This is a genomic window from Dactylosporangium sp. CA-052675, from assembly GCF_050947935.1.
GTDB lineage: Bacteria > Actinomycetota > Actinomycetes > Mycobacteriales > Micromonosporaceae > Dactylosporangium.
In genome coordinates, this window is record NZ_CP192010.1 from 6,675,837 (window position 1) to 6,700,443 (window position 24,607).

Here is a 24,607-nt window from a genome sequence, read left to right on the forward strand (position 1 = left end):
GCCGCGACCTCCGGCGGCATCTCCCGCCCGCGCGGCAGGCCCGGTCTCGCCGCCGACGCGCGGCCCGCGCTCGCCGGACGGCACGACGAGCCCGAGGTGCGCCCGGGAGACGCGTGCTCAGGGCGCGTAGAGCCCGCGGCGGGCCGCGACGAAGGACTCGACCGTCATCGGGGGCGAGCCCGTCACCCGGGCCACGTCCGTCGTCAGGCGGTCGTAGCGGTCCTCGCGGTGCAGCCGCGCCATGGTGGCGATGTGCTCCCGGGTGTGCGCCGGCAGGCCCGACGGCGCCAGGACCTCGGCCTCCCAGCGGTCCGGGTCCGCGGCCACGTAGGTGATCTCGCGGCCCAGCGCGCGGGAGAACGCCGCCGCCACCTCCGGCATCGACAGCGCGTGCGGGCCGGTCAGCTCGTAGACGCGGCCGACGTGCCGGGCCGGGTCGCGCAGGATCGCCGCCGCGACCCGGGCGACGTCGGCCACCGCGACCGGGGAGGTGCGGCCCGTGCCGAACGGCAGCTCGATCGTGCCGCGCGCCCGGATCGAGGCGGCCGCGAGGGTCGTGAACAGCGGGTTGTCCAGGAACGCCGTCGGGCGCAGGTGTACCACCGGCAGCCCCGACCAGTCCAGGACGCGCTCGGCGAGCCAGTGCAGCCGCTGCTGGCGCGACTGGTCGGTGCTCGTCGCGGTCATCTGCGACACCGTCATCTGCGACAGACCGACGAGCGCGCGCAGGCCGCCCCGGTCGCGGGCCACGCTCGCCACGACCGCCGTCGCGAGCAGGTGCTCGGGCGAGACTGGCATCGAGAAGAACATCGCGTCCGCCCCGTCGAGCGCCTCGGCGACCGACTCGGGCCGGGTGAGGTCCCCGACCACGGCGTCGAAGTCCACCGGGGCGGGACGGTGCAGCAGGCCGCGCACGGGGACGCCGGCGGCGCGCAGGTCGGCGAGCACCGCGCGGCCGACGTCGCCGACCCCGGCGACGAGGACGAGGTTCACCGGCCGCGCCTACCCGGGGCGGCGCGCTTCAACCGCCCCGGCGCGGCGGACCGGCGGTCGTCGCCGGGGCGGTGGGCGCTACGGCCGGGGCGAGCCCTCGGCGAGGTGCGCGAGGATGGCGGCCCGGGTCGGGCGGCGGTCCAGCTCCATGAACCGCTGGGGGCCCGCCACCGGCTCGAAGCCGCTGCGCCGGTACACCTCGTGGGCGTCGCGCGTGGCCAGCAGGAGCCGCAGCACGCCGGCCGCGGCGAGCTCCTCGACCATGCTGTCGACGAGCCAGACGCCCAGCCCGCGGCCGCGGTGCGCCGGGTCGACGTACACGTCACAGATCCAGGCGAACGTGGCGCCGTCGGTGATCGCGCGGGCGAAGGCGACCTCGCGGCCCTCGTGCAGGACGGTGAAGGGCACCGAGCCGTCGATCGAGCGGGAGACCACCTCGAAGGCCCGGCCGGCGGCCCAGTACGAGTCCTCGCTGAGCCAGCGGTGCACGACCGCCCGGTCGACGCGGGCGGGGTCGGTGGTCAGCAGGTATCCGTCGCGTTCGCGTTCGCTCACGGGGGGACCGTACCGCCGCCGCCGACCGGGCCCGAGGGCCAGAACCGGATCAGTGGACCGGATCCCAGCCGTCGGCCCCCGAGAGGTAGTCGGCGATCGTGGGCGCGACGGTGAGCTGCGGGCGGTCGGCGCCCGGCAGGGCACCCGGGCCGCGGTTGTGGTACTCGCCGTAGCGGGCGTCGCGCCACGGCCAGGTGCCGAAGTCCGACCACGGCGCCGCGCCGATGTGCGCGCCGAGCACCGAGTCGCGGATCGTCACCTCGGCGACCGCGTCCGGGTCGTTGCTCGGGTGCCACGGCCGGCCCAGGAACACGCTGCCGGGCGGGCAGTCGGAGGTGAGCCGGCACCCGGTGAGCAGGAAGCCGTGCGGGTTCGCCAGCGACGTGCTCGCGGCGGTGACGTAGCCGTTGTTCGTGGCCGAGCCGCGGTCGAGGGAGTGGATGCCGCAGCGGTCGAGCACGGCGGTGGCCCGGCCGAAGATGAAGTCGACGTCGCCCTCGATCCAGCACTTGCGCAGGTAGACGCGGCTCACCACCGCGGCGTCCGGGCTGTTGAGGTAGAGCGTGTCCTGGTTGGCCAGGAACCGGACGTTGTCGAAGACGATCCGGTCGGCGCGGGTCAGCACCGCGACCGCCTGGCGGTTGGTGATCTCGGGGTGCGCGGCCTCGTCGAAGGTGTTGGCGAACGTGAGGTTGCGGGCGGAGAAGTCGCTGCCGGAGATGGTGACCGAGGCGCTGCCCGAGGTGCCCCAGGGCGTCCCGTCCGGCTTGAGGGTGCCGTTGGCGCGGTCGTCGCAGATGACGACGGCGCTCGGGTCGGGGCCCTGGCCGCGGAAGGTGATGCCGGGCTTGTCGGCGGGGATGACGACCTGGCCGTGGTACGTCCCGGGCCGGATCTTCACCGTGAAGGGCCCGGTGTTCCCGCTGGGCACCGCGTCCACGGCGGCCTGGACGGTGCGCACGTCCCCGCTGCCGTCGGCGGCGACGGTGATCTGCGGGCCGGGCCAGGCCGACGCCGAGCGGGCCGTCGCGGTGGCGCCCGCGATGCCCGCCAGCGCGCCCGCGAGCAGGACGGATCTGCGACGCATGAGCCGGACCTCCCTAGGAATGCGCTTTCCTGCGTCACCCTAGGCCCGGACCACGACCGCGGTCAATGACAACCTTGTTGCAGCCAGTTGCCGGTCATGGCCTGCACCGCCCGGCCGTCGACGTCGGCGAGCTTGCGGGCCAGGTAGTCGCGGGCGTGGGCGCTCGTCGGGATGCGAAACGGCGGGTCGGCGGCGGTGAGCGCGTCGACGATGACGGCGGCGACCTCGGCCGGGGTCTGGGCGCCCTCGACCGCGCCGGAGGCCACGAAGCGCCGGTACGCCGTGAAAGCATCCGCGTAGGGCGGTTCGACCCGCACCGGGACCGCCTTGACGAACGCCGTGCCGAGCACCGCGGCCGGCTCGACCACGCACACCGTCACCCCGGCCGCGGCGGCCGCCGGCGCCAGGGCCTCGAGGTAGCCCTCGACGGCGAACTTGGCCGCGGAGTACGCCTCGTTGAACGGCTGGCCGATCGCGCCCCGGACGCTGCCGACGGTCACCACCCGCCCCCGGCTCGCGCGCAGCAGCGGCAGCGCCGCCTTCGTGACCGCGAGCACGCCGAAGAGGTTCACCTCCAGCACGGCCCGCACGGCCTCCAGCGACGCCTGCTCCAGGGTCCCGGGGGTGCCGGAGACCCCGGCGTTGTTCACGACCGCGTCGAGCCGGTCCAGGCCCGACAGGCAGGCGTCGACCGAGGACTGGTCGGTGACGTCGAGGGGCACGACCCGGGTCCCGGGCAGCCCGACCGGCTCGCGCATGCCGGCGTGGACGGTCCAGCCGGCCGCGGCGAGGGCGAGCGCGGTGGCCCGGCCGATGCCGGTCGAGGCGCCGGTGACGAGGACGTCAGGCACGGGACCCCTCCTCCAGCATCGGCTGCACCGGGGCCAGGGGCAGCCACGCGGACAGCCCGATCACGGTGCCGCCGAGCATCGTGGCGGTGACCGCGGCCCGGATGTCCATCGAGTGCGCGAGCGCGGTGACGACGAGACCCCCGGCGAACGCGCTGAGCGGGATCACGCCCCAGGTGACGGTGCGGTAGGCGGCGTAGATGACGGCCTGGTCGGCGATCGGCATGCGGGCCTGGCGCACCGACTGGGAGCAGATGTTGTACCAGGCGAAGAAGAACATGTACGCGGCGAGCGTGGCCCCGAGCACCACCGCGGGCGGGCCGAGCCCCATGGCGAGGATGCCCAGGCCGCAGGCCGAGTGCAGCGGCATCGCCCAGGCCATCGTCCGCGCCGGGCCGGCCCGGCGGCTGACCGCGGGGGCGAGCAGCGCGCCGGCCACGGCCCCGGCCGCGCCGACGGTCATGACGGTGCCGAAGACGCCGACGCTCATGCCCCAGCCGTTGTACGCCAGGACGGGCAGCTGCGTGACGAAGACCGGCCCGCCGATGTTGGCCAGCAGCGTCCCCGCGGTGCAGCGGCGCAGCACGGGATCGCGCCAGTTGGCCCGGACCCCGACGAGCAGGCGCTCCCGCAGCGAGCCGGTCGGGCCGCCGAGGGCGCCGAGCGGGCGCAGCCGCCGGACGCACTCGGCCGAGAACAGGTAGGTGGCCGCGTCGACGAGCAGCGAGGCCGCGCCGAGGAGCTGGAACAGGCCGCTGCCGAGGGCCGGCCCGCTGACCTCGGCGGTCATCCGGCTCGTCTCCAGCCGCGCGTTGCCGGTGACGAGCCTGTCCCGATCGACGAGGTGGGTGAGCGCGGGCACGTAGCCGATGTTGAAGAACACCGTCGCCGCGCTGATGACCACGACGCACGCGAAGAGCATCGGCACCGACAGCACGCCCCGCCAGTAGGCGATCGGGATGACCGCGACCGCGGCGCAGCGCAGCAGGTCGCACGCGATGAGCAGGCGGCGCAGGTCCCACCGGTCCACCAGCACCCCGGCGACGAGGCTCAGCACCGGGATCGCCAGGTACTGCGCCGTGGAGACGAGCCCGACCTGCAGCGGCGAGGCGTGCATGGCGAAGATGAGCAGCGCCGGCACCACGAACAGCGTGACGCGGTCGCCGGCGTTGCTCACCGTCTGCCCGGCCCACAGCAGGTTGAACTGGCGGCCGAGCGAGCGTTCGGTCTTCGGCGCGACCGTGGTCATGAGGCCGGGCGGCGCACGAGGTTGGGGACCTTGCCGGTGCGCTCGTTGCCCACGAGGGCCTCGACCACGCTCACCTCGAGCGCGTCGGCGTTGCGCTGGAAGACGATGGACGGGCCGAACGCGGAGCCCAGCAGGTGCCGGCGGACGTCCTCGGCGAGGCCGGCCTCCGGCGTGCCGCCCGGCAGCACCAGCACCTCCAGCACGCTGCCGCGGTCGGTGAACTCCTTGACGACCAGCTGGGCCCGCGCGACGCCCGCCACGGTGCCGACGTCGCGGACCAGGTCGTCGACGTTGACGAGGTGCCCGCGGAACTTGATGAGCCCGTCGCGGCGCCCGAGCACCTGGAAGGCCCGCCCCCGCCGGCCGCACGGGCAGGCGACCAGCCGGCCGGCGTCGCCGGTGCGGTAGCGCAGCACCGGGTTGAGCCCCTCGGGGTTGAGGGTGGTGAAGTCGAGCATCTCGTCCTCGCCCCCGCCGGCGCAGACGAGCTGCGAGGGCAGCGGGTGCCAGGTGTCGGCCGGGCAGTCCGGCGTGTTGGTGCCCACGACCCACGTCTCGGTGCTGCCGAACATCCCCCACCGGCGGGCGTTGGGCGCGACGGCGGCCAGGTCCTCGTCCAGCTGCTCGTTCCAGGCCTCGCCCAGGTAGAGCACGGCGCGCAGGTCCGGCAGCTTGACCCCGGTGTCGCGGGCGTGGCCGAAGATGAGCCGCAGCACGCTCGGGGTGCCGCCGAACGCGGTGACCCGGCGCGCGGCGAAGAAGCGCAGCCACGGGTCGTACTCGTCGCGGGTCATCGCGCCCAGGTTCATCGCGGTGCAGTGCGCGTGGTCGGTGAGGGCGTTGACGAGGAAGTGCGCGCCCCACATCTTGCCCGCGCTCCAGCCGTTGACGAAGACGTCGCCGGGGCCGATCGGCTGCCACTGCTCGTACACCTCCCGCATGTAGAGGCCCGTCGGGGCGTAGCCGACCTGGGGCGCGCCGGTGCTGCCGCCGCTCTGGAACACCCACGTGGTGGCGTGCTCGGCGCGGGGCTCGAGGTGCGCGAGCGCGGCCTGCAGATCGTCCTTGAACATGGGCGGTACGTCGGCCAGATCCTCCAATGTGGAGGGTTCGGCGACGCCGTCGTAGCGGGCGGCCAGCCCCGGCACCGAGCGCAGCGCGGCGAACAGGTGCCGGACCCGGGCGACCCCGGCGGCGTCGAGGGTGTCGTGGGTGAACTCAGGCATGGCGCTCTTCCCTCCAGGCGGCGTGCGCCCGGCGGTACGCACCGAACCGGGCGGCGATGAGGTCGTGCTGGACACCGGCGTCGGGGTTGCCGGCCGCGCCGTCGGTCTCGATCTCCGACAGCCAGTAGCGGGTGCCGTCGTGGAGGAAGTCGACGCAGAAGTACGGCGTCGGGATCCTCGCCACGAACCAGTCCACGGTGGAGGCCAGCTCGTCCGGCAGGTCCACGAAGCGCATGCTGCCGCCGCGGCTGCCGCTGGAGCAGGGGGCGTCGCCCTTCGGGATCCGGGCCAGCACGGCCTGCACGCGGCCCTCGACGACGTAGAGGCGGTAGTCGGTGGTGCCGGCCCCGAGGTAGGGCTGGGCCACGAGCGTCGTCTCGCCGCCCTGGGCGAGGCTGAGCAGCCCGCGCAGGTCCTCCTCGCCGCGGGCCAGGTTGACGCCCCAGCCGGACGCCCACCCGGCCGGCTTGACGATCGCCGGGTAGGTCAGCTCCGCCAGCGCCGGCTCGTAGAGCCGCTGCTGGATGTCGCGGCCGCAGCCGATGCGCACGGTGGGGATCGGCGGGATCGGCGCGCCGGCCAGGAACAGGTTCGTGGCGAGCTTGTCGTTGACGACCGCCGACAGCCAGGGCGGGATCGGCAGGTAGAAGCCGGCCTGCTCCAGCACCGCGTAGACCGCGTACTGGTTGAACACGTCCATGGTGTGGTACGGCAGCGAGTACAGCGCCGTGATGAACGCGGTCTCGTCCGGGTGCACCGGCTCGCCGTCGACGAACACCCGGGGCCGGGCGGGGTCGAGCCCGTCGACCGCGATCGCGTCCGGCGCGTGGATGGTGAACGACATCCCCAGCTCCGCGGCGACCTTCTGGTAGGGGTCCCAGAACACCCGCCGCCACATGGCGCCCTGCCGGGCCGACTCCCGGTCCGGAAACACCCAGCAGATCCGTTGCAGCGTCTCGCTCATCGGGCTCCCCTCGTCCTCACCGTCGCGCTCTGGCCGCGGAACTCGGCGACGACCTCGCCGCCGTGACGGACCGTGACGTCGTAGACCCCGCAGGCGCCCGTCATCGCGCGCTCGACGGCCTCGGCGACCAGCTCGGCGCCGATCGGCACCGGCCGCAGGAAGGTGATCTGGGCGGCCTGCGCGAGCGCCACGCGGCCCTGGTTGCAGGCGTGGGCGAACGCGGTGTCGGCGAGCAGGAAGAGATAGCCGCCGTGCGCGATCCCGTGCAGGTTGGCCATGGCGTCGGTGACCCGCATCCGGGCCCGGGCCCGGCCGGGACCGACGCCGTCGATCTCGATGCCGTTGCCGGCCTCGGTGCCGACCTCGATGCCTCTCGTCATGCCAGGCAGGCTGGCAGGAGGCGCTGCAAATCCGCTGCGAAAGCGGTGCTCAGATCCCGCCGGGGCCGATCAGCGCGCGGATGTAGTCGCTGATGCGGGCCACGAGGCGCGGGTCGGGGTCGACGAACTCGACGCCGAGCTCGTCGGCGTCGCCGTCGATGTGCCGCACGGCGCGGCCCCGCATCCGCAGCTCCTCGTCGCCGAGGTGCAGGCGCAGGTCGAGCTCGGCGGCCAGCGGCGGGCGCAGGCCGTCGCGGAAGCCGCAGCGCAGGCCGCTGATCGACAGGTCGAGCAGGTCGGCCTCGATGGGGCGGCCGTGGTGCACCACGGTCACCTTCCCCTCGACCGCGGCGCGGCTGTGCCGGCGGCGCTCGAGCCGGTCGGTGACCTGGGCGAGGGCCTCGATGCGGGCGACCGCCTCGCGGACGCTGCCGACCAGCCGCTCGACCGAGGCGCGCTGGCGCACGGCGACGGCGCTGAGCTCGGCGGTGACGTCGCCGACGGCGTTGACCCCCTGGCTCATGTCGGTGATGACGGCGGACATGGCGGTGGTGTTGGCGCCGAGCGCCGAGACCGTCTCGGTGATCTCGGTGGTGGAGTCCTTCGTCTTCGACGCGAGGCCCTTCACCTCGCCGGCCACGACGCTGAAGCCCCGGCCGGCCTCCCCGGCCCGGGCCGCCTCGATGGTGGCGTTGAGGGCGAGCAGGTTGGTCTGCCCGGCGACCCCGGCGATGAGGTTCGCGATGCCGTCGACCCGGCCGAGGCTCGCGGTCACGGCCTCGATGACCCCGCCGGCGTCGTTGGCGCGCTCGACGACGCCGCGGGTGACCCGGTCGGCGTCGCCCGCCTGCCGCTCGATCGCGTCGGCGGCGCCCATCACCTCGTCGGCCTGCTCCATGACGTTGCGCAGCTCGAGCAGCACGGCGCCGCTGGTGTCGTCGATGACCTCGCCGGCCCGGCGCCGGACCGTCTGCTCGGCCAGCTGCTGGCGCACGTTCGTGGTCGTCAGCTGGGCCTCCTTGGCCGCCCGCTCCTGCTGCAGGCGCACCTCCTGCTCGTGCATGGCGTCGAGCATCGCGTCGATGGCCCGGCCGAGCTCGGCGATGTCGTCGCTGCCCTCGGGGCGCACCCGCAGGAGCTTGTCGCCGGAGCGGATGATCTCCTCGGTGGTGCGCCGCAGCGGCCCGACCCGGCGGCGCAGCGCGGCCCGCACGGACCACAGCATCACCACGACGAGCACGACGGTCGCGGCGGCGACGAACACGAACAGCTGCACGGCCGTGCGGCTGGCGGCGGCGTGGATCGGACGGGCCGCGACGACCTCGAGCACGACCCGGCCGCCGTTGGCGGTGGCGATCGTGGCGTCCATGGCGATGTGGCGGGAGCCGGTCACCACGGTGCCGATGGCGACGCTGCCGAGCTGGCTGGTGAGCCCGGGCTGGGCCTGGGTGTGCGGGTGCGGCTCGGCGACCAGGGTCAGGGGCAGGTTGATGGCCTTGGCGAAGCGGGCGACGCGCTCGGCGTCGAGGCGCTTGAGCATGACCATGCCACCGGCCGGGGAGCCCTCGCCGCTGCTGGGGAACGAGCCGACGCCGCAGAAGAGGTACGGCGCGTCGGCCGTCACGATCCCGCACAGCGACGCGCCGGCCGGCTTGGCCGGGTCGAACAGCGCGCGCAGCACGGCCGGGTCGCGCAGCTGCGGCGGCGGCTGGACGAAGGTGTCGGCGGCGCTGGTCAGGCCGCCGACGCGCAGGGTGCCGTCGAGGCCGACGCCGAGCAGCCCGTCGATGTCGTTGACGTCGAGCTGGGTGTTGGGCGGCAGGTCGGCGGTGAAGCCGGCCGCGTCCCCGGTCTGGATCTCCTGGAACGTGTTGTCCCAGACCGCGTTCGCGGCGCCGAACGCGGTCAGCAGCTGGGCCTGGGCGTCCAGGCCGATGCGGATCCGGTCGGCGTCCTGCGCCACCTGGCTCGACTCCAGCCGCTCGAACGCGCTCGTGGTGATCATCTGCATCACCAGGAACGCCGCCGCCAGCCCGGCGAGCGCGGCGGCGGCCGGCAGCAGGCGACGGGTCAGCCGCCGTCCGTCGAGACCCACACCGTGCTGTTCGGCACGGCGGTGCCCGACCTGAGCGTCATTCGCCGGTCAGTACGGCGTTGGTCCAGCCGCCCTCGACGATGCCCTCGCCGTCGATCCACACGCCCCAGTCGACGATCTCCGGGTCGCGGACCATGGTCGGGCGGCCGGTGCGCACGGCCGGGTCGATCTCGGCGTCGGACATGCTCACGCCGTGCAGGCGGCGCGGGTCGGGCCAGGTGGTGACGGCGGACCAGATCAGCTCCGTCGCCTCGCCCCGGGTCAGCCGGTGCTTGACGATGAGGTGCCGCTCGGGGCCGAACTCGCCGGCCAGGAAGCGGGTGCGGGCCGCGGGCAGGGCGTCCCGGGCGGTCGCGACGGCCTCGCGCATCCGCTCGTCGTCCGCCGCGTACCGCACCGTCGTGGACCGCACCCCGAACAGCTCGTCGACCACCCGGGCCAGGAACTCCCCGGCGGAGTACGGGAACTCGTCGGGCGGGATGATCGTGAGCAGGCTGTCCTGCTCCGGCGACTCGACATCCAGCCGCAGCTGCAGCAGCGTGGAGCGGGCCTCGGCGTCCGCCCCGGGCACCTCGCCGTAGGCGCGCACGGCGTCGGCCGCGGTGACCGTCAGCTCGTTCGGCATGCGCACGAACGCCTCGCCGTGGGCCCGCTCGACCGCCTGCGCCCAGCGCACCACGAGGGCCCGGGCGATCCCGGTCAGCCCGCTCGTCCAGGCCCGCGCGAGCGTCGGCGGCACGTCGATCACCTGCAGCTCCGGCAGGCCGAAGCGGCCCAGGCCGCGGGTCGTCATCCACAGCCCCCGGTCCCCCGCCGACTGCGGCACGAGCACCCAGGCGCTCAGCGCGGAGCGGCCGTCGGGGCCGGGCAGCGAGGCCAGGGCCGCGGCCGGGTCGAGCACCTGCGGGGTGAACAGGTCGACGAGGGTGCCGCCGAGGTCCTGCGCGATGCCGGCCGCGACCGCGCGGGCGTGCCACTCGTGGGCGGGCGGCCAGCCGGCACCGAAGACCGCCTGGACGACGACGAGGTGCGTGGCGGTGACCACGGCCCGCAGCGCCTCGGGCGGGGCGGCGAAGACGCGCAGGTGCTCGATCGGCAGCGGCGGGGCCTCGGCGACCGGGACCACGCTGACCGACATCAGCGGCCCGTCGAGCATCCGGCGCACCGCCTCGCCCAGCGGGCCCTCGATCCGGGCCGCCGCCGCGCTCGCCGCCGCGGCCGGATCGCCCGGCGGCCGGTCGGTCGCCACGACGTAGGTGGCGACGATGGTCTCGGGCACGCTGAGCACGATCTCCACACCGGCAATCCTGTCGCATCGCGCGCGTGTAGTCGACCCGAAGCGGTTCCGTGGCGGCGCCCGCGACACTCCCTGCACCCGTGGGCGCGCAACGCTCACCGACGAGCAGGGGGTTAGGCATGCTGCGACGACTGTGCTGGCTGTTTCCGGACCGGGAGTCCAGCCGGACCTCGGCGACCTGGAACGCGGCGTTCTGGCAGACCTACGCCGAGGTGGCCAAGGACCTCGACCTGAGCTGGGAGCGGGTGACCCCCGAGTCGGTGGTCGTCGACGCGCTGGACCCGAGGCGGCCGGTGGTGCGGGTCGACGGGGTGCCGGTGACGCCCGAGGACACGCTGTTCATCACGTCGCTGTACTCGCTGCCCTACCAGTCCGCCGACGTGTTCAACCAGCTCGCCCTGTACGAGGTGCTCGACCAGGCCGGCTTCTACCTGCCGCACCCGCCGCGCCTGGCGACGCTGTGCAACGACAAGCTCGCCTCGGCCCTGTTCCTGCGCGACTGCCCGGTGCCGCCGATCCCCACCGTGCGCATCGGGCCCGGCCGGGACCTCGTCTACGACGACTACGTGGCGAGCATCGGGGCGCTGCCCTTCCCGGCGCTGGCCAAGCCGTCGGGCTGGTGCGCCTCGCGCGGGATCAACCTGGCGCACAACCCGCACGACGTGCGCGGGCTGCTCAGCCTCGCCCAGGGCGGGGACACGACGCTGGTGTTCCAGCCGTACCTCGGGCCGCGCACGATGGACTACCGGGTCTACCTCATCGACGGCGAGCCGCTCGGGGTGCTGGTGCGCCGGCCCGGCGACGGGGCGCTCTACGTGCAGTTCAGCACCGGCGGGAAGCTCTACTACACCGACCTGCCCGACGAGCTGCGGCCGGCGGTCGCGTGGTTCAAGGAAAATCTGCGGCTGCCGTACCTGTGCGCCGACTTCCTGCACGACGGCGAGCGCTGGTGGCTGTCGGAGATCGAGCTCGACGGCACCATCCAGTGCCCGGACGCCAAGTCGCCCGATGCGGTGCGCACGCAGCGGGAGCTCATCGCGGCCCGGTTCGACGCCTACCGCCGCGGGCACGCCGCACGCTTCGCCGGGCCCGCATGCTGACCGCCGACCCGCCCGTGCGCCTCGGCCGGGAGTTCAACCTGCTGTGGGCCGGGCAGACGGTGAGCAACATCGGCGACAAGATCAGCATCTTCGTCATCCCGACCCTCATGATCCTGGTGCTGCACGCCTCGCCGTTGCAGGTCGGGCTGGTCGCGATGGCGCAGTACCTCGCGATCCCGCTGCTGAGCCTGGTCGCGGGGGCGCTGGTGGACCGGTGGGACCTGCGCCGGACGCTGATCGGCTGCGACCTAGTGCGGGCGGCCGTCATCGCGCTCGTCCCGGCCGCCTACTTCGGGGGCTTCCTGTCGGTGCCGCTGGCGTTCGCCGTCGTCGCCGTCGTCAACGCCACCGCGGTCTTCTTCAACGTCGGCTACACCGCGACCATCGCCTCGATCGTGGAGCCGGAGGGGCGGGTCAAGGCGTACTCGCACCTGGAGGCCAGCCGCACCACCTCCGACGTCGTCGGGCCGGCCGTCGCCTCCGGCATCTACGTGCTGCTCGGCGCGGGCGCGCTGCTCGTCGACGCGGCCTCGTTCCTGTTCTCGGCTCTGCGGATCCGGGCGATGAAGCCCTACGGCGGCGGCGAGGGGCGGCAGGAGCCGATGTTGCAGCGCCTGGCGCACGGGGTGCGGCTCAACTGGAGCGACCCGGTCCTGCGCCGCACGCTGCAGGGCACGCTGCTGGCCAACATCGGCGGCCCGATCTTCGTGACCGTGCTGCCGATCCTGGCGTACCGCGGCCTCGGGATGTCCGTCGGCACGCTCGGTGCGGTCATGTCGATCGCCGCGGCCGGAGCGGTCGGCGGGTCGCTGGTCGCGCAGCGGGTCAGCGCGCGGCTCGGCGCGGCCCGGCTCATCCCGTGGTCGATCTTCCTGCACTCGGCGGTCGGCCTCGGCGTGCTGCTCGCGCCCGCGCTGCCGGCCCCGATCGTGCTGGGCGTGACGCTGACGCTCTACGGGATCTTCATGGTCTGGTACAACGTCAGCACCGCCGCCGTCCGCCAGGCCCGGGTGCCCTCGCGGGACCAGGCCGTCTCGCACGCCGCGTTCCGCACCATCACCTGGGGCGTGATCCCGTTCAGCGTGCTCGCCGGCGGCATCATCGTCGACGCGCTCGCCGGGGACTGGGGCATCCTCGGCGCGGCCAAGCTCACCATGGCCGGGGCCACGCTCATCGGCACGCTGTTCGCGGCCATCCCCCTGGCCCCCATCCACGGCCTGCTCCAGCGCGAGCGGGCCGCCGTCGAGGCGGAGGTGCCGGCATGAGCGGTCCGGAGCGAAGCGGAGGGGCCGCTCATCATGGACACAGTTTCCTCAGGCCGACGCCGGAGCGAAGCGGAGGTGCCGGCATGAGCGGTCCGGAGCGAAGCGGAGGGGCCGCTCATCATGGACACAGTTTCCTCAGGCCGACGCCGGAGCGAAGCGGAGGTGCCGGCATGAGCGGTCCGGAGCGAAGCGGAGGGGCCGCTCACCATGGACACAGTTTCCCCAGGCCGACGCCGGAGCGAAGCGGTGGTGTCGGCATGAGCAAGGTGCTGCTGGTCACGGGAGCGTCCACCGGCATCGGGTTGCAGACCGCGACGGCGGCCGCCGCCGACGGGTGGACGGTGGTGGCGGGGATGCGCAAGCCCTACGACCTGCCCGGCATCGACGTCCGCCCGCTCGACGTCACCGACCCCGAGTCCGTCGCGGCCTGCGTCGCGGGCGTGGCCGCCGACCACGGCCGGCTCGACGCGCTGGTCAACAACGCCGGCGTCGGCAACACGGTGCCGACGATCGAGCAGGCCGACCTGGCCGCGTTCCGGGCCAACATCGAGGTCAACTTCTTCGGCGTGGTCGCGATGACCAAGGCCGCGCTGCCGCACCTGCGCGCGGCGGGCGGGCGGGTGCTCACCGTCGGCAGCACCCGCGGGCTCGTCGGGCAGCCGTTCAACGAGGCCTACTGCGCGGCCAAGTTCGCCGTCGAGGGCTTCATGGAGGCGCTCGCCCCGGTCGCCCGGGGCCTCGGGGTGACCGTCGTGCTCGTCGAGCCCGGGCCGGTGCTGCAGACCGCGTTCGCGGCCAACACCGGGGTCACCCGCGACTCCCTGCTCGCCTCGGCCGGCCCCTACGAGCCGGTGCTGCGGCCCTACCTCGACTGGGTCGCCCGCACCGCCTGGCCGGGCGCGCAGCCGGCCGCCGAGATCGCCGCGATCATCCTCGCCGCACTGGCCGACCCCGACCCGCCGCTACGGGTGCTGACCAGCGACTGGGCCCGCGAGTTCGCCGCCGTGAAGCTCGCCGACCCCGACGGCACCGAGATTCGCCGCCGGGCCAGTTCCTGGCTTGTCTGACACCCCGCCCGACCGAGCGCAAACCGCCGGATTCGAACGCCTGTTCGAATCCGGCGGCTTTTCTTTATATATAGATCATCGCGAATTGCGAATGCGATTCGGCACCCGGCGCCCGGTGTCCGGCCCGCCGGGGTTCGCGCGGGCCCGCGGCATGCGTGGGGACCCGACCACATACCGTGGGGTTCGCGGCAATCCCCCGCTTCGCGGCCTGCGCGCCACTCGCCCGGCGTGCCGGAAAAGGCCCGACTTCGCACATGGCGCGAAACCACCCGGCAATTCGTCCGATTCGCTCCCTTGGCCGCGCATCGAAGGCCGTCACGCTCCGTGATGGTTGCCCGACTCTTGCCCCAGCCTCGCCTCGTCGTGCACGAATGGATGCCCGATCGCGAACCGATCGGCCGCAATCGATCACACACACGATGTGGGACAGCTCTACGGGATGAGGTTTATCGATGCTTGAGGTGTCGCTGCTGGGCCCGACCGAGGCTCGTATATCCGGCCGTACGGTTTCCCTCTCGCCGTTGGAACGCAATGTTCTCGCCATTCTCGCGCTGTCCAGAAATGCCGTCGTCTCCACCGAGCGCATCATCGAACTGCTGTGGAGCGACCGGCACCCGGCCGCCCCGCGCTCCCGGGTCCAGGGCCTCGTCTCGGCGCTGCGGCGCAAGGTCGGCGCGACGCTGGCCACCCGGCATCCCGGCTACGTCCTCGAGGCGGCCGGCGCCGTGACCGACCTCGACGCCATGCACGCCCTGGTGCGCCGGGCCCGCCGCGGCGCCACCGTCGCCGACACCGCCCGCGACCTGCGCGCCGCCCTCGCACTCTGGCGCGGCGACCCGCTCGACGGCGTCACCGCGCCGGGGGCCGAGGTCGAGCGCGTCCGCCTCGCCGAGCTGCGCATCGGCCTGTTCGAGGAGCTCTTCGAGGCCGAGCTGGCGGTCCGGCCGCCGGCCGGGCTGGCCGGGGTCGCGGACCTGGTCGGGGAGGTGTCCGGGCTGCTGGCCGCGAACCCGCTGCGGGAGCGGCTCGCCGGGCAGCTCATGCGGGCCCTGCTGCGGGCCGGTCGCCAGGCCGACGCGCTGCACGTCTACGAGACGCTGCGGCGGCGGCTCGCGGACGAGCTCGGCGGCGACCCGGGACCCGAGCTGCGGGGGCTACACGCGGCGATCCTGCGCGGCGAGATCGCGTCGTCGCGGGCCGAGGCCTGGGCGGATGCGATCACGGCGTCCGCGCCCGCCGCGGCCGCGGGCTCGATGGGCTCGGCGCTCGCGGTGGGGCTGGAGCGAGCGCCGGACCCGTTCTTCGCGCCCCGGTTCGCCGACGCCGCGGCCTTACCGGGGGCCCCCGCGGCGGGGCCGTTCACCACGGCCGCGGGGGCCATGCGGGCGCCGGCCACGCTGCCGGCCAGCGTCGGGCACTTCACCGGCCGCGACGAGGCGCTCAAGGCGCTCACCGACGCGGTCACCCGCCCCGCCGACGAGCCGCGGGTGGTGCTCGTCTCCGGCCTCGGCGGGCTCGGCAAGACCGCGCTCGTCGTGAAGTGGGCGCACGGCGCGGCCGGGGACTTCCCGGACGGCCAGATCTACGTCGACCTGCACGGCGGCGCGCTGTCGCCGCTGGCCGCGCTCGGGGCGGTGCTCAGCGCGCTCGGGGCGGGCCGCGACGAGCTGCCGGAGGGGCTGGACGAGCGCACGGCGCGCTACCGTGCCCACCTCAACGGCCGCCGCGTGCTCATCGTGGCCGACGACGCCGGCTCGGTCGAGCAGCTGCTCCCGCTCGTGCCGCCGACCACGGACGGGCAGCTCGTGGTCACCAGCCGGCTGCGGCTGCCGGCCCTGGCCGCGCACCACGAGGTCGAGGTGCTGCCGATGGACCCGCTGACCGGCGAGGCCACCCGGGAGCTGCTGGAGCGCATCGCGGGCCGGGAGATGCGCCGCGGCGACCCGGCGGCCGGGCGGCTCGTGCGCTGGTGCGGCGGCTACCCGCTCGCCGTGCGCACGGCCGGGCTGCGGCTGGCCGGACGGCCGGGGCAGTCGCTGGACGCGTTCGCCGAGGAGCTGACCGGCGGCGACCACGACGACGACGCGCCGGGCGGCTCCCTCGACGTGGTCCGCCGCGGCGGCCGGCGGGGCGACGCCCTCGGCGACGGCTCCCGCGACGGGTTCGGCGGCGGGTTCGGCGGTGGGTTCGGCGGCGGCCCGGGGGGCGTGCCCGGCGTGCTCGCGCCGGCGCTGGCCAGCGCGCACGCGAGGCTCAGCCCGGCGGCGGCGCACCTGTTCGGCCGGCTCGGGCTGGACCGCGGGGCCGCGATCACGGTGGACCGCTCCATGGCCGCGACCGACCGGGCGCTGCGGCGGGTGCGGCAGCTGCTGGACGAGCTGGTGAGCGTCAACCTGCTCACCGAGTCGGGGCCGGGCGGTTACCGGTTCCACGACCTGGTGCTGCGCTACGCCCGTGAGTGCGGGGCCGAGCTCGTGGACCGCGACGCCGTCGACGAGTGGATGCGCCGCCGCGGTCCGGTCGGCATCGCCGTCTGAGCGCCCGCCCGCGCGGCCCGCACCTCCGCCGGGCCGCGCGGGTGGTGCCCGCACCGCACCATCCGCGGACCGCGGCGAGTCCGCACCACACCGTCCGCGGACCGCGGCGAGTCCGCACCACACCGTCCGAGGACCGCGGGAGTCCGCACCATCCGCGGGTCGTGGGGAGTCCGCAGCGCACCACTCGCGGCCGTGTGGCGCATCCACAGCCGATCTGTAGCGGCCGATGCCACGCTCGGCGGGCCTTCGACAACCCGTCGGACGCCCTTCGAGCAGGTGAGGTGGCATCATCGACACGCTGCTGTCCGCCGTGGCCGCGCACGCCCGCGTGGCGCCGCTGCGGCCCGCGATCGTGCACAACAGCATCCCGGTGAGCTACGGGCAGCTCGCCGCGGACCTCGGCGCCGTGCGGCGCCGGCTCGGGCCGCGGCCCGGCACGGTGACCGTCGACGCGCGGCACGACCCGGCCACGATCGTCGAGCTGCTGGGGATCTGGGCGGCCGGCGGCACCTACTGCCCGCTCGACCCCGCGTTCCCGCCCGCCCGGCGCGAGGCGATGCGGCGGGCCGTCGCGGAGCCGGGCGACGCCTGCGGTGACGACCTGGCCTACATCCTGTTCACCTCCGGCTCGACCGGCGTCCCGAAGCCGGTCGCCACCCCGCGGGTCGCGATCGAGACGGTCGCGCCCGCGCTCGCCGGGCTGTTCGGGCTCACCACGGCCGACCGGGTGCTGCAGTTCGCCTCGCTCAACTGGGACACGTGCTTCGAGGAGATCCTGCCGACGCTGCTGGCCGGGGCCGCGGTCGTGCTCGCCGACGACGCGCACAGCGGGTCGTTCCCGCGGCTGCTGCGCGCGGTCGAGCGCGACGGCGTGAGCGTGCTGAACCTGCCGACCGCGTTCTGGCACGAGCTCGTCCGGCACCTGGCGGCCGCCGGGCACGGGCTGCCCGCGAGCGTGCGGCTCGTCGTCATCGGCGGGGAGGCGGTGGCCCCGGCCCGGCTCGCCGAGTGGTCCGCGCTGCCGGGCACCGGGGGCGTGCGGCTGCTGAACACGTACGGCTGCACCGAGACCACCCTGATCACGCACGCCGCCGAGCTGCCAAGCGACGGGGCCCCCATCGGGCGGGCGCTGCCGCACGTGCGCGAGCGGATCGAGGCCGACGGCGAGCTGCTCATCGGCGGCCCGGCGCTCGCCCGCGGCTACCTCGGCCGGCCCGCCGAGACCGCCGAGCGGTTCGTGGAGCGCGACGGCGAGCGCTGGTTCCGCACCGGCGACCTGGTGTCCCGCCGCGGCGACGGGCAGCTCGTGCACGAGGGCCGCCGCGACCGCCAGGTGAAGATCCGCGGCATCCGCGTCGACCCCGGCGAGATCGAGGCGCGGCTGGCCGAGCACCCGGGCGTGCGCGGGGCCGCCGTGGTGGCGAGCGTCCGCGGCGGGCAGACGTCGCTGACCGCCTACGTCGTGACGACCCACGAGGCCGCCGACATCGCCGACATCGCCGCCCACGTCCGCACGCACCTGCCCGGCCATCTGGTGCCCGCACGCATCGAGCGGGTCGACGCGCTCGCCTACACCGCGAGCGGCAAGGTCGACCGCTCCGCCACCGCCCAAGCCCACGAGGAGGCCCTGCGTTGACCGTCGACGAGCTCACCCTGATCTACGCCGAGGTGCTGGAAACGCCCGGCATCGCCCCCGACGAGGACTTCTTCGCCGCCGGCGGGGACTCGCTGCTCGCCACCCGCGTGCTGTCCGCGGTCTACCGGGCCGGCGGCGGCGAGCTGACGTTCGAGGACTTCGTGGCCCACCCCACCCCGGCCGCGCTGTCCACGTTGCTCATCGGCCGGCAGGCGAGCCCGCTGGGCGTGGCGCCGTGAGGGTCGTCGTGGTCGGGGCCGGGCTGGCCGGGCTCACCGCCGCCACCCGCCTCGCCGAGGCCGGGGCGGACGTGACCGTGCTGGAGGCCCGCGACCGGGTCGGCGGGCGCACCCACGGCCTCGAGGTGGCGCCGGGGGCGTGGGTCGACGCCGGCGCCGCGTACCTCGGCGAGCGCCACACCGCCCTGCTCGACCTCCTGGCCCGGCTCGGGCTCAAGACGGTCCCGACGGGGATGGACGGGGCCAGCCGGTTCGCGCTGCACGGCGACGCCGTCGAGCAGCGCGACGGCCGGTTCCCGCCGCTGGCCGCGGTCGCGCTCGGCGACCTCTTCGACCGCCTCGACGCGCTCACCCGCCGGGTCGACCCCGCGGCGCCCTGGGCCACCGAGGGGGCCGCGGCGCTCGACACGCTCACCGCCGACGCGTGGGCCCGGGCGAACCTGACCCACCCGGACGCGCGGGCCTTCTTCCCGCTGTTCCTCGGCGAGATGATGGCCGCCGCGCCCGAGGACGTCTCCGTCCTGCACATGGCGTTCTACCTGCGCTCGGGCGGGGGGTTGCGCTACCTCAACGCCTTCGCCGGCGGCGCCCAGGAGTCCAGAGTGGACGGAGGCGCGCACCAGGCCTGCGAGCTGCTGGCCGAGCGCCTCGCCGGGCGGGTGGTCCTCGGCCGGCCGGTCACGAGCGTGCACCAGGACGCGCACGGGGTGACCGTCGACGGCCGCTACCGCGCCGACGCCGTCGTCGTCGCGGTCCCCCCGCTGCTCGCCGACGCCATCGACTTCCGCCCGGGGCTGCCGGCGCCCCGGTCCGGGCAGGCCACCGCGCCCGGCTGCGCGGTGAAGGTACACCTGGTCCATCCCTCGCCGCTGTGGCGCGAGCAGGGCCTGTCGGGCTGGTCGGTCAGCGCGCAGGGGCCGCTGACGTCCACTGTGGACGACAGCCCGGCCGGCGGCGGGGCGGGGGTGCTGACCGGGTTCGTCACCGGTGCCGACGCGCACCGCTTCGCCGCGCTCGGCGAGCGCGAACGGCGGGCGGCCGCGACCGCGCAGGCGGCGAGGCTGTTCCCCGGCCTGCCCGAGCCGATCGCGGTGCACGTCACCGACTGGGTGCACGAGCGCTGGAGCCGCGGCTGCTACGCCGCGCTCATGGGCCCCGGCGACTGGCTCGCCACCGGGCCACGGCTGACCGAGCGGCACCACCGCGTGCACTGGGCCGGCACCGAGACGAGCACCGAGTTCTTCGGGCTCATGGAGGGCGCGATCCGCTCGGGCCACCGAGCGGCCTTGTCGGTTTTGGAGGAGCACGATGCATGAGACGCACAGCCCGGTCGCGCCGCTCGAGGTGCGCGAGCGGTTCATGACCGAGCCGGCGCTCGGGGCCGGCAATTTCCTGCAGTACGCGGCCGAGCACAACCCGAACCGGGCCGTGCCCGTGGTCTACAGCCACCACCCCGACCACACCGGCGGCGTAGTCCTGCGCGGGCACAGCCTGCTCGACCTGGTGGCGCTGCGGGACCGCTACGCGCGCTGGTACACGGTCAACGGGGTCCGCCCCGGCGAGCCCGTCGCCGTCGTGGTCGCCGAGGGCCTCGAGCCGCTGCTGCACTTCCTCGCGCTCACCGCGCTCGGCGCCATCCCGGCGATGGTCAACGACGCGATGCGGCCCGACGTCATGGTCCGCTACCTCGACCACGTCGGCGTTGTCGGGGTCGTGGCCGACGACACCACCCGCCTCGCCACCGCCTACCGGCAGAACCCCCAGCGGCGGCCCCGGTTCCTGGCGCTCGCGGCCGAGGTGCAGGCGTTCGACGCGTCCGGGGTCGAACTGCCGCCGTCGTACCCGTACCAGCACGCCCCGGACGACGTCGTCGGGCTCATCCACTCCAGCGGCACCACCGGCACCCCGAAGTCCACGATGCTCGCCCACCGGCAGTTCTGGAACGGCAAGCAGCCGCGCATGGTGCGCTTCCCCTGCGAGCCGTACGACCGCCTGATGTCGCTCATGCCGCACACCCACGCCGGCGGGCTGAGCTACTTCCTCACCGCGATCCTGCTCGGCCTGCCGGTCATGGTCATGGGCGACCACCGCCGCGCGACCGTCGAGCCGGTGATGGAGGCCTTCCAGCCGACCATGGTCGCGTCGTTCCCGCGCACGTTCGTGGAGCTCGCCACCGGCGAGCTGCCGGTCAAGGGCGCCGCGAAGGTCCACTCGTGGTTCAACACCGGCGACTCCGCGCACCACGGCCACATCCGGCGCCTGGTCACCCTCGGCGAGCGCCCGGCCGGGCTCATCAAGCCGTGGCTGCTGCCGAGCGAGGCCGCGGCCGAGGCGGCGCTGCCGGGCTCGCAGTTCGTCGACGGGCTCGGCTCCTCCGAGATGGGCATGGCGCTCTTCGGCGGCATCACCACCCCGGAGACCGTCCGCAACGACCGGTGCGTCGGCAAGCCGCTCGAGGTCGTCGAGGACGCGGCGATCCTGGACGAGGACGGCACCGAGCTGCCCGACGGCACGGTCGGGCTCCTGGCGGTCAAGTCGCCGTCGCTCACGCCGGGCTACTGGCACAATCCCAGGCTCACGGCCAGCTTCAGGCTCAACGGGTACTGGCTGACCGGCGACGTCGCCTACCGCGACGCGGACGGCAACTTCTACCACCTCGACCGCACCGTCGACGTCATCGACACCGTGGACGGCCCGGTCTACAGCCTGCCGCTGGAGGAGGTGCTGCTCGCCGACTGCGCCGCGATGGTCCGCGACTGCTCGGTGGTCGGCGTCCCCGCGCCCGGCGGCGGCCAGCTCCCGATCGCCGTCGTGCAGCTGCAGGCCAGCGCCGAGCCCGGCGAGGACGAGCTGCTGGAGCGGGCGAACAAGGAGCTCGCCGGGGCGGGCCTCGCACCGCTGGCCGCGGTGCGGATCGCGCGCAGCCCGGCCGACTTCCCGCTCGGCCCGACCGGCAAGGTGCTCAAGCGGGAGCTGCGGGCGCGGCACGCGTCCCTGCTGTCGTGACCGGCTACACCTACGTGCGGACGCCGCTGGTCGAACCCGACTGGCGGCGCCTGCCCGGCTACCGGTCGGTCACCGCGGCCGAGTGGCGCAGCGCCGGCTGGCAGCGCGCGCACTGCGTCAAGACCCCCGCGCAGCTGCGGGCGGTGCTCGGCGACCGGGTCGGCGACGACTTCTACGACGACCTCGCCGCCGACCGGGCCCGGTTCGCCACCATGGCGATGCTGCTGCCGCCGCAGATGCTCAACACGATGGTGCCCGGGGCCGAGCCGGACGCCGAGGCGCTGCGGGCCGACCCGGTGCGCCGCTACATGCTGCCGCTCGCCTCCGACCGGCACCCCGTCTGGCCGAGCCACCCGCGGGCCGAGCGGGACTCGCTGCACGAGGCCGAGATGTGGGCGGTCGAGGGGCTCACGCACCGGTACCCCACGAAGGTGCTCGCCGAGCTGGTGACGACGTGCCCGCAGTACTGCGGGCACTGCACCCGGATGGACCTCGTGGGCACCTCGACGCCGCAGGTGACCAAGAACCGGCTCACGCTCAAGCCCGCCCATCGCCGGGAGCTGATGCTGGACTACCTCAAGCGCACCCCCACGGTCCGCGACGTGGTCGTCTCCGGCGGCGACGTGGCCAACGTGCCGTGGCACCAGCTCGAGGGCTTCCTGCGCCAGCTGCTCGACCTCGACTCGATCCGCGACATCCGCCTGGCCACCAAGGCGCTCGTCGGGCTGCCCCAGCACTGGCTGCAGCCCGCGGTGGTCGACGGCGTGGCCCGGATCGCGGCCGTGGCCCGGGAGCGCGGCGTGAACCTGGCCGTGCACACCCACGCCAACCACGTCGCCTCGCTCACGCCGCTGGTCGCCGAGGCGGCCCGGGCGCTGCTCGGCGCGGGCGTGCGCGACGTGCGCAACCAGGGCGTGCTGCTGGCCGGGGTGAACGACTCGGTCGGGGCGCTGCTCGACCTGTGCTACGGCCTGCAGGACGAGGCGGGCATCCTGCCGTACTACTTCTACCTCTGCGACATGATCCCCGGCGCCGAGCACTGGCGCATCCCGCTCTCGGCCGCGATCGCGCTGCAGGACGGGCTGATGGGCTGGCTGCCCGGGTACGCCACCCCGCGCCTGGTCTGCGACGTGCCCTACGCCGGCAAGCGCTGGGTGCACCAGGCCGTCTCCTACGACCGCGAGCGCGGCGTCTCCGAATGGTCCGGCGCCTCCCGCTACTACGACCCCATCCACACATTGCCCGAGGCCGGCCGCCGCTGGTGGTCGGCGCAGTAAGGAGAGGACATGTCCCGCTACGACTGGGGCGACACGCACCCCGGCATCGAGAAGCTCAAGGCGGAGATCACCCCGGCCCGCGACCGCGTGGTCGGCCATCCGCTCTACGCCGCGCTGCGCGACCACGCGGCGATCGTCACGTTCATGGAGCACCACGTCTTCGCCGTGTGGGACTTCATGTCCCTGCTCAAGTCGCTGCAGCGCAGCCTTACCTGCGTCGACGTGCCCTGGGTGCCCAGCGGCCCGACCGGCAGCCGCCGGCTCATCAACGACATCGTGCTCGTCGAGGAGAGCGACGAGCTGCGCGGCGGGTTCATCAGCCACTTCGAGCTGTACCTCGAGGGCATGACCGAGGCCGGCGCCGACCGCACCGCGATCGACGCCTTCATCGCCGCTCTGCGCGCGGGCACCGGGGTGCCGGAGGCGCTCGTGGCCGCCGCCGTGCCCGCCCCGTCGGCCGCGTTCACGACCACGACGTGGGACTTCATCCGCAGCGCGCCGGTGCACTGCCAGGCCGCCGCGTTCGCCTTCGGCCGCGAGGACCTCATCCCCGACATGTTCGAGCAGGTCGTGAAGGTCAACGAGCGCGGCGCGGGCAGGCTCGACACGTTCGTGGACTACCTGGCCCGCCACATCGAGGTCGACGGCGAGGAGCACACGCCGATGGCCATGCAGATGCTGGCCGACCTGTGCGGGGACGACGCCGCGCGCTGGACGGAGGCGGCGGACACCGTCATCGCGGCCCTGGACGCCCGCGTGGCCCTGTGGGACGGCATCCTGAAGGCGTGTACCTGATCAGTGACAACACCGCGGGCGTCCATCCGGACGTGCTCGCGGCCATCGCCGAGGCCAACGCCGGGCACGTGCCCTCCTACGGCCGCGACCCGGTGACCGCCCGGGCCGGGGCCCTGTTCCGCGAGCACTTCGGCGAGCGGGCCGAGACGGTGCTCGCGGTCACCGGGACGGCGGCGAACGTCATCGCGCTGGCCGCGCTCGTGCGGCCGTACGAGACCGTGCTCTGCGCCGGGACCGCGCACATCGTCACCGACGAGTGCGCGGCCCCGGAGCGGTTCACCGGCGGGCGGATCACCACCGTGGACACCCCCGACGGCCGGCTCACGCCCGCGCAGGTCGCCGCGTTCGCCCGGGCCGGCGACCCGCCGCACGCCCCGCTGCCCCGGGCGGTGTCGATCGCCCAGCCGACCGAGATCGGCACCCTGTACTCCGTCGCCGACCTGCGCGCCCTCGCCGACACCGCGCACGAGCACGGGCTGCGGCTGCACATCGACGGCGCCCGGCTGGCCAACGCCGCCGCCGCCCTCGGCACCGGCCTGGCCGAGGCCGCGACCGGGGCCGACGTCGTGTCGTTCGGCGGCACCAAGAACGGGGCCCTGGCCGCCGACGCCGTGGTCTTCCTCGATCCCGGCCTCGCCGGCCCGCGGCACCTGATCCAGAAACAGGCCATGCAGCTGCTGTCCAAGAGCCGCTTCACGGCCGCCCAGTTCGTCGCGCTGCTCGACGGGGGTCTTTGGCGTACCAACGCGGAACACGCCAACGCGATGGCCGCCCGGATCGCGTCCGTCCTCGCGGCGCACGCCGAGATCGTCCATCCGGTGCACACCAACGCCGTGTTCGCCACGCTGCCTTCCGGCGACGGGGACCTCGACCGTTACGGCTCCGGCGTCCCGATCCGCCGGTACATGGCCGCCTTCGACACGACACCGGCCGATGTGGAGGCATTCGCGGGAGTCCTTCACGCAGCGTTCACCCGCTGAACCTTGGAGCC

General features: G+C 74.6%; 21 protein-coding genes. 11 read left to right on the forward strand and 10 right to left on the reverse strand.

Features of this window, described 5'->3' with window-relative positions:
- Nucleotides 1–117: 117 nt before the first annotated feature.
- The 10 genes from ACQP1P_RS29705 to ACQP1P_RS29750 form a co-directional block, all read right to left on the reverse strand.
- A complete protein-coding gene (locus tag ACQP1P_RS29705; protein WP_433075683.1) occupies nucleotides 118–993 on the reverse strand; it encodes an NAD(P)H-binding protein in 876 nt (291 codons plus the stop codon).
- A gap of 78 nt (nucleotides 994–1,071) precedes the next feature.
- On the reverse strand, nucleotides 1,072–1,548 hold the full coding sequence (locus ACQP1P_RS29710; RefSeq protein WP_433075685.1) for a GNAT family N-acetyltransferase: 477 nt from the start codon (nucleotides 1,546–1,548) through the stop codon (nucleotides 1,072–1,074).
- 49 nt (nucleotides 1,549–1,597) lie between these two features.
- Nucleotides 1,598–2,635: a pectinesterase family protein gene (locus tag ACQP1P_RS29715; protein ID WP_433075687.1), complete on the reverse strand. Its 1,038-nt coding sequence runs from the start codon at nucleotides 2,633–2,635 to the stop codon at nucleotides 1,598–1,600.
- 62 nt (nucleotides 2,636–2,697) lie between these two features.
- Nucleotides 2,698–3,486, reverse strand: coding sequence for an SDR family NAD(P)-dependent oxidoreductase (locus ACQP1P_RS29720; protein ID WP_433075689.1), 789 nt, complete (start codon nucleotides 3,484–3,486; stop codon nucleotides 2,698–2,700).
- A complete protein-coding gene (locus ACQP1P_RS29725) occupies nucleotides 3,479–4,732 on the reverse strand; it encodes an MFS transporter (RefSeq protein WP_433075691.1) in 1,254 nt (417 codons plus the stop codon). The genes ACQP1P_RS29720 and ACQP1P_RS29725 overlap by 8 nt, the downstream gene beginning before the upstream one ends.
- Nucleotides 4,729–5,958 (reverse strand): phenylacetate--CoA ligase family protein, encoded by a 1,230-nt coding sequence (locus tag ACQP1P_RS29730; protein WP_433075693.1) that lies wholly within the window; start codon nucleotides 5,956–5,958, stop codon nucleotides 4,729–4,731. The genes ACQP1P_RS29725 and ACQP1P_RS29730 overlap by 4 nt, the downstream gene beginning before the upstream one ends.
- The gene (locus ACQP1P_RS29735; RefSeq protein ID WP_433075694.1) at nucleotides 5,951–6,922 is read right to left on the reverse strand and encodes an ATP-grasp domain-containing protein; all 972 of its coding nucleotides are present in this window, start codon (nucleotides 6,920–6,922) and stop codon (nucleotides 5,951–5,953) included. The genes ACQP1P_RS29730 and ACQP1P_RS29735 overlap by 8 nt, the downstream gene beginning before the upstream one ends.
- Nucleotides 6,919–7,302 (reverse strand): hydroxyphenylacetyl-CoA thioesterase PaaI, encoded by a 384-nt coding sequence (paaI, locus tag ACQP1P_RS29740; RefSeq protein ID WP_433075696.1) that lies wholly within the window; start codon nucleotides 7,300–7,302, stop codon nucleotides 6,919–6,921. Before paaI ends, ACQP1P_RS29735 begins: the two co-directional genes overlap by 4 nt.
- A 49-nt stretch (nucleotides 7,303–7,351) precedes the next feature.
- Nucleotides 7,352–9,397 (reverse strand): methyl-accepting chemotaxis protein, encoded by a 2,046-nt coding sequence (locus ACQP1P_RS29745; protein WP_433075698.1) that lies wholly within the window; start codon nucleotides 9,395–9,397, stop codon nucleotides 7,352–7,354.
- A gap of 37 nt (nucleotides 9,398–9,434) precedes the next feature.
- Nucleotides 9,435–10,694 (reverse strand): DUF2314 domain-containing protein, encoded by a 1,260-nt coding sequence (locus tag ACQP1P_RS29750; RefSeq protein WP_433075700.1) that lies wholly within the window; start codon nucleotides 10,692–10,694, stop codon nucleotides 9,435–9,437.
- Nucleotides 10,695–10,813: 119 nt separating this feature from the next.
- Here ACQP1P_RS29750 and ACQP1P_RS29755 point away from each other — a divergent pair, with 119 nt between their 5' ends.
- The 11 genes from ACQP1P_RS29755 (at nucleotide 10,814) to ACQP1P_RS29805 (ending at nucleotide 24,596) form a co-directional block, all read left to right on the forward strand.
- Entirely contained in the window at nucleotides 10,814–11,794 is a 981-nt protein-coding gene (locus tag ACQP1P_RS29755) for an ATP-grasp domain-containing protein (RefSeq protein ID WP_433075702.1), read from the forward strand.
- Entirely contained in the window at nucleotides 11,788–13,059 is a 1,272-nt protein-coding gene (locus ACQP1P_RS29760; protein WP_433075704.1) for an MFS transporter, read from the forward strand. The genes ACQP1P_RS29755 and ACQP1P_RS29760 overlap by 7 nt, the downstream gene beginning before the upstream one ends.
- A gap of 257 nt (nucleotides 13,060–13,316) precedes the next feature.
- On the forward strand, nucleotides 13,317–14,126 hold the full coding sequence (locus ACQP1P_RS29765; RefSeq protein ID WP_433075706.1) for an SDR family NAD(P)-dependent oxidoreductase: 810 nt from the start codon (nucleotides 13,317–13,319) through the stop codon (nucleotides 14,124–14,126).
- Nucleotides 14,127–14,647: 521 nt separating this feature from the next.
- Nucleotides 14,648–16,663, forward strand: a complete 2,016-nt coding sequence (locus ACQP1P_RS29770; RefSeq protein ID WP_433075708.1) for a BTAD domain-containing putative transcriptional regulator — start codon at nucleotides 14,648–14,650, stop codon at nucleotides 16,661–16,663.
- A gap of 310 nt (nucleotides 16,664–16,973) precedes the next feature.
- Nucleotides 16,974–18,299, forward strand: coding sequence for an amino acid adenylation domain-containing protein (locus ACQP1P_RS29775; protein ID WP_433075710.1), 1,326 nt, complete (start codon nucleotides 16,974–16,976; stop codon nucleotides 18,297–18,299).
- Nucleotides 18,296–18,538 carry an acyl carrier protein gene (locus ACQP1P_RS29780; RefSeq protein ID WP_433075712.1) on the forward strand — a complete coding sequence of 81 codons (243 nt, stop codon included), beginning with the start codon at nucleotides 18,296–18,298 and terminating at the stop codon, nucleotides 18,536–18,538. Before ACQP1P_RS29775 ends, ACQP1P_RS29780 begins: the two co-directional genes overlap by 4 nt.
- Nucleotides 18,535–19,854 carry a flavin monoamine oxidase family protein gene (locus tag ACQP1P_RS29785; protein ID WP_433075714.1) on the forward strand — a complete coding sequence of 440 codons (1,320 nt, stop codon included), beginning with the start codon at nucleotides 18,535–18,537 and terminating at the stop codon, nucleotides 19,852–19,854. The genes ACQP1P_RS29780 and ACQP1P_RS29785 overlap by 4 nt, the downstream gene beginning before the upstream one ends.
- A complete protein-coding gene (locus ACQP1P_RS29790; protein WP_433075716.1) occupies nucleotides 19,847–21,544 on the forward strand; it encodes a class I adenylate-forming enzyme family protein in 1,698 nt (565 codons plus the stop codon). The genes ACQP1P_RS29785 and ACQP1P_RS29790 overlap by 8 nt, the downstream gene beginning before the upstream one ends.
- Nucleotides 21,541–22,821: a KamA family radical SAM protein gene (locus tag ACQP1P_RS29795; protein ID WP_433075718.1), complete on the forward strand. Its 1,281-nt coding sequence runs from the start codon at nucleotides 21,541–21,543 to the stop codon at nucleotides 22,819–22,821. The genes ACQP1P_RS29790 and ACQP1P_RS29795 overlap by 4 nt, the downstream gene beginning before the upstream one ends.
- A gap of 9 nt (nucleotides 22,822–22,830) precedes the next feature.
- The gene (locus tag ACQP1P_RS29800) at nucleotides 22,831–23,616 is read left to right on the forward strand and encodes a DUF3050 domain-containing protein (RefSeq protein ID WP_433075720.1); all 786 of its coding nucleotides are present in this window, start codon (nucleotides 22,831–22,833) and stop codon (nucleotides 23,614–23,616) included.
- On the forward strand, nucleotides 23,607–24,596 hold the full coding sequence (locus ACQP1P_RS29805; RefSeq protein ID WP_433075722.1) for a threonine aldolase family protein: 990 nt from the start codon (nucleotides 23,607–23,609) through the stop codon (nucleotides 24,594–24,596). The genes ACQP1P_RS29800 and ACQP1P_RS29805 overlap by 10 nt, the downstream gene beginning before the upstream one ends.
- Nucleotides 24,597–24,607: the final 11 nt, after the last annotated feature.

Excerpts from the sequence above, each read along its gene's own strand:
- ACQP1P_RS29715 (WP_433075687.1), bottom strand. The coding sequence starts at position 2,635 with ATGCGTCGCAGATCCGTCCTGCTCGCGGGCGCGCTGGCGGGCATCGCG.
- ACQP1P_RS29725 (WP_433075691.1), bottom strand. The coding sequence starts at position 4,732 with ATGACCACGGTCGCGCCGAAGACCGAACGCTCGCTCGGCCGCCAGTTC.
- ACQP1P_RS29730 (WP_433075693.1), bottom strand. The coding sequence starts at position 5,958 with ATGCCTGAGTTCACCCACGACACCCTCGACGCCGCCGGGGTCGCCCGG.
- ACQP1P_RS29735 (WP_433075694.1), bottom strand. The coding sequence starts at position 6,922 with ATGAGCGAGACGCTGCAACGGATCTGCTGGGTGTTTCCGGACCGGGAG.
- paaI (WP_433075696.1), bottom strand. The coding sequence starts at position 7,302 with ATGACGAGAGGCATCGAGGTCGGCACCGAGGCCGGCAACGGCATCGAG.
- ACQP1P_RS29755 (WP_433075702.1), top strand. The coding sequence starts at position 10,814 with ATGCTGCGACGACTGTGCTGGCTGTTTCCGGACCGGGAGTCCAGCCGG.
- ACQP1P_RS29760 (WP_433075704.1), top strand. The coding sequence starts at position 11,788 with ATGCTGACCGCCGACCCGCCCGTGCGCCTCGGCCGGGAGTTCAACCTG.
- ACQP1P_RS29765 (WP_433075706.1), top strand. The coding sequence starts at position 13,317 with ATGAGCAAGGTGCTGCTGGTCACGGGAGCGTCCACCGGCATCGGGTTG.
- ACQP1P_RS29790 (WP_433075716.1), top strand. The coding sequence starts at position 19,847 with ATGCATGAGACGCACAGCCCGGTCGCGCCGCTCGAGGTGCGCGAGCGG.
- ACQP1P_RS29800 (WP_433075720.1), top strand. The coding sequence starts at position 22,831 with ATGTCCCGCTACGACTGGGGCGACACGCACCCCGGCATCGAGAAGCTC.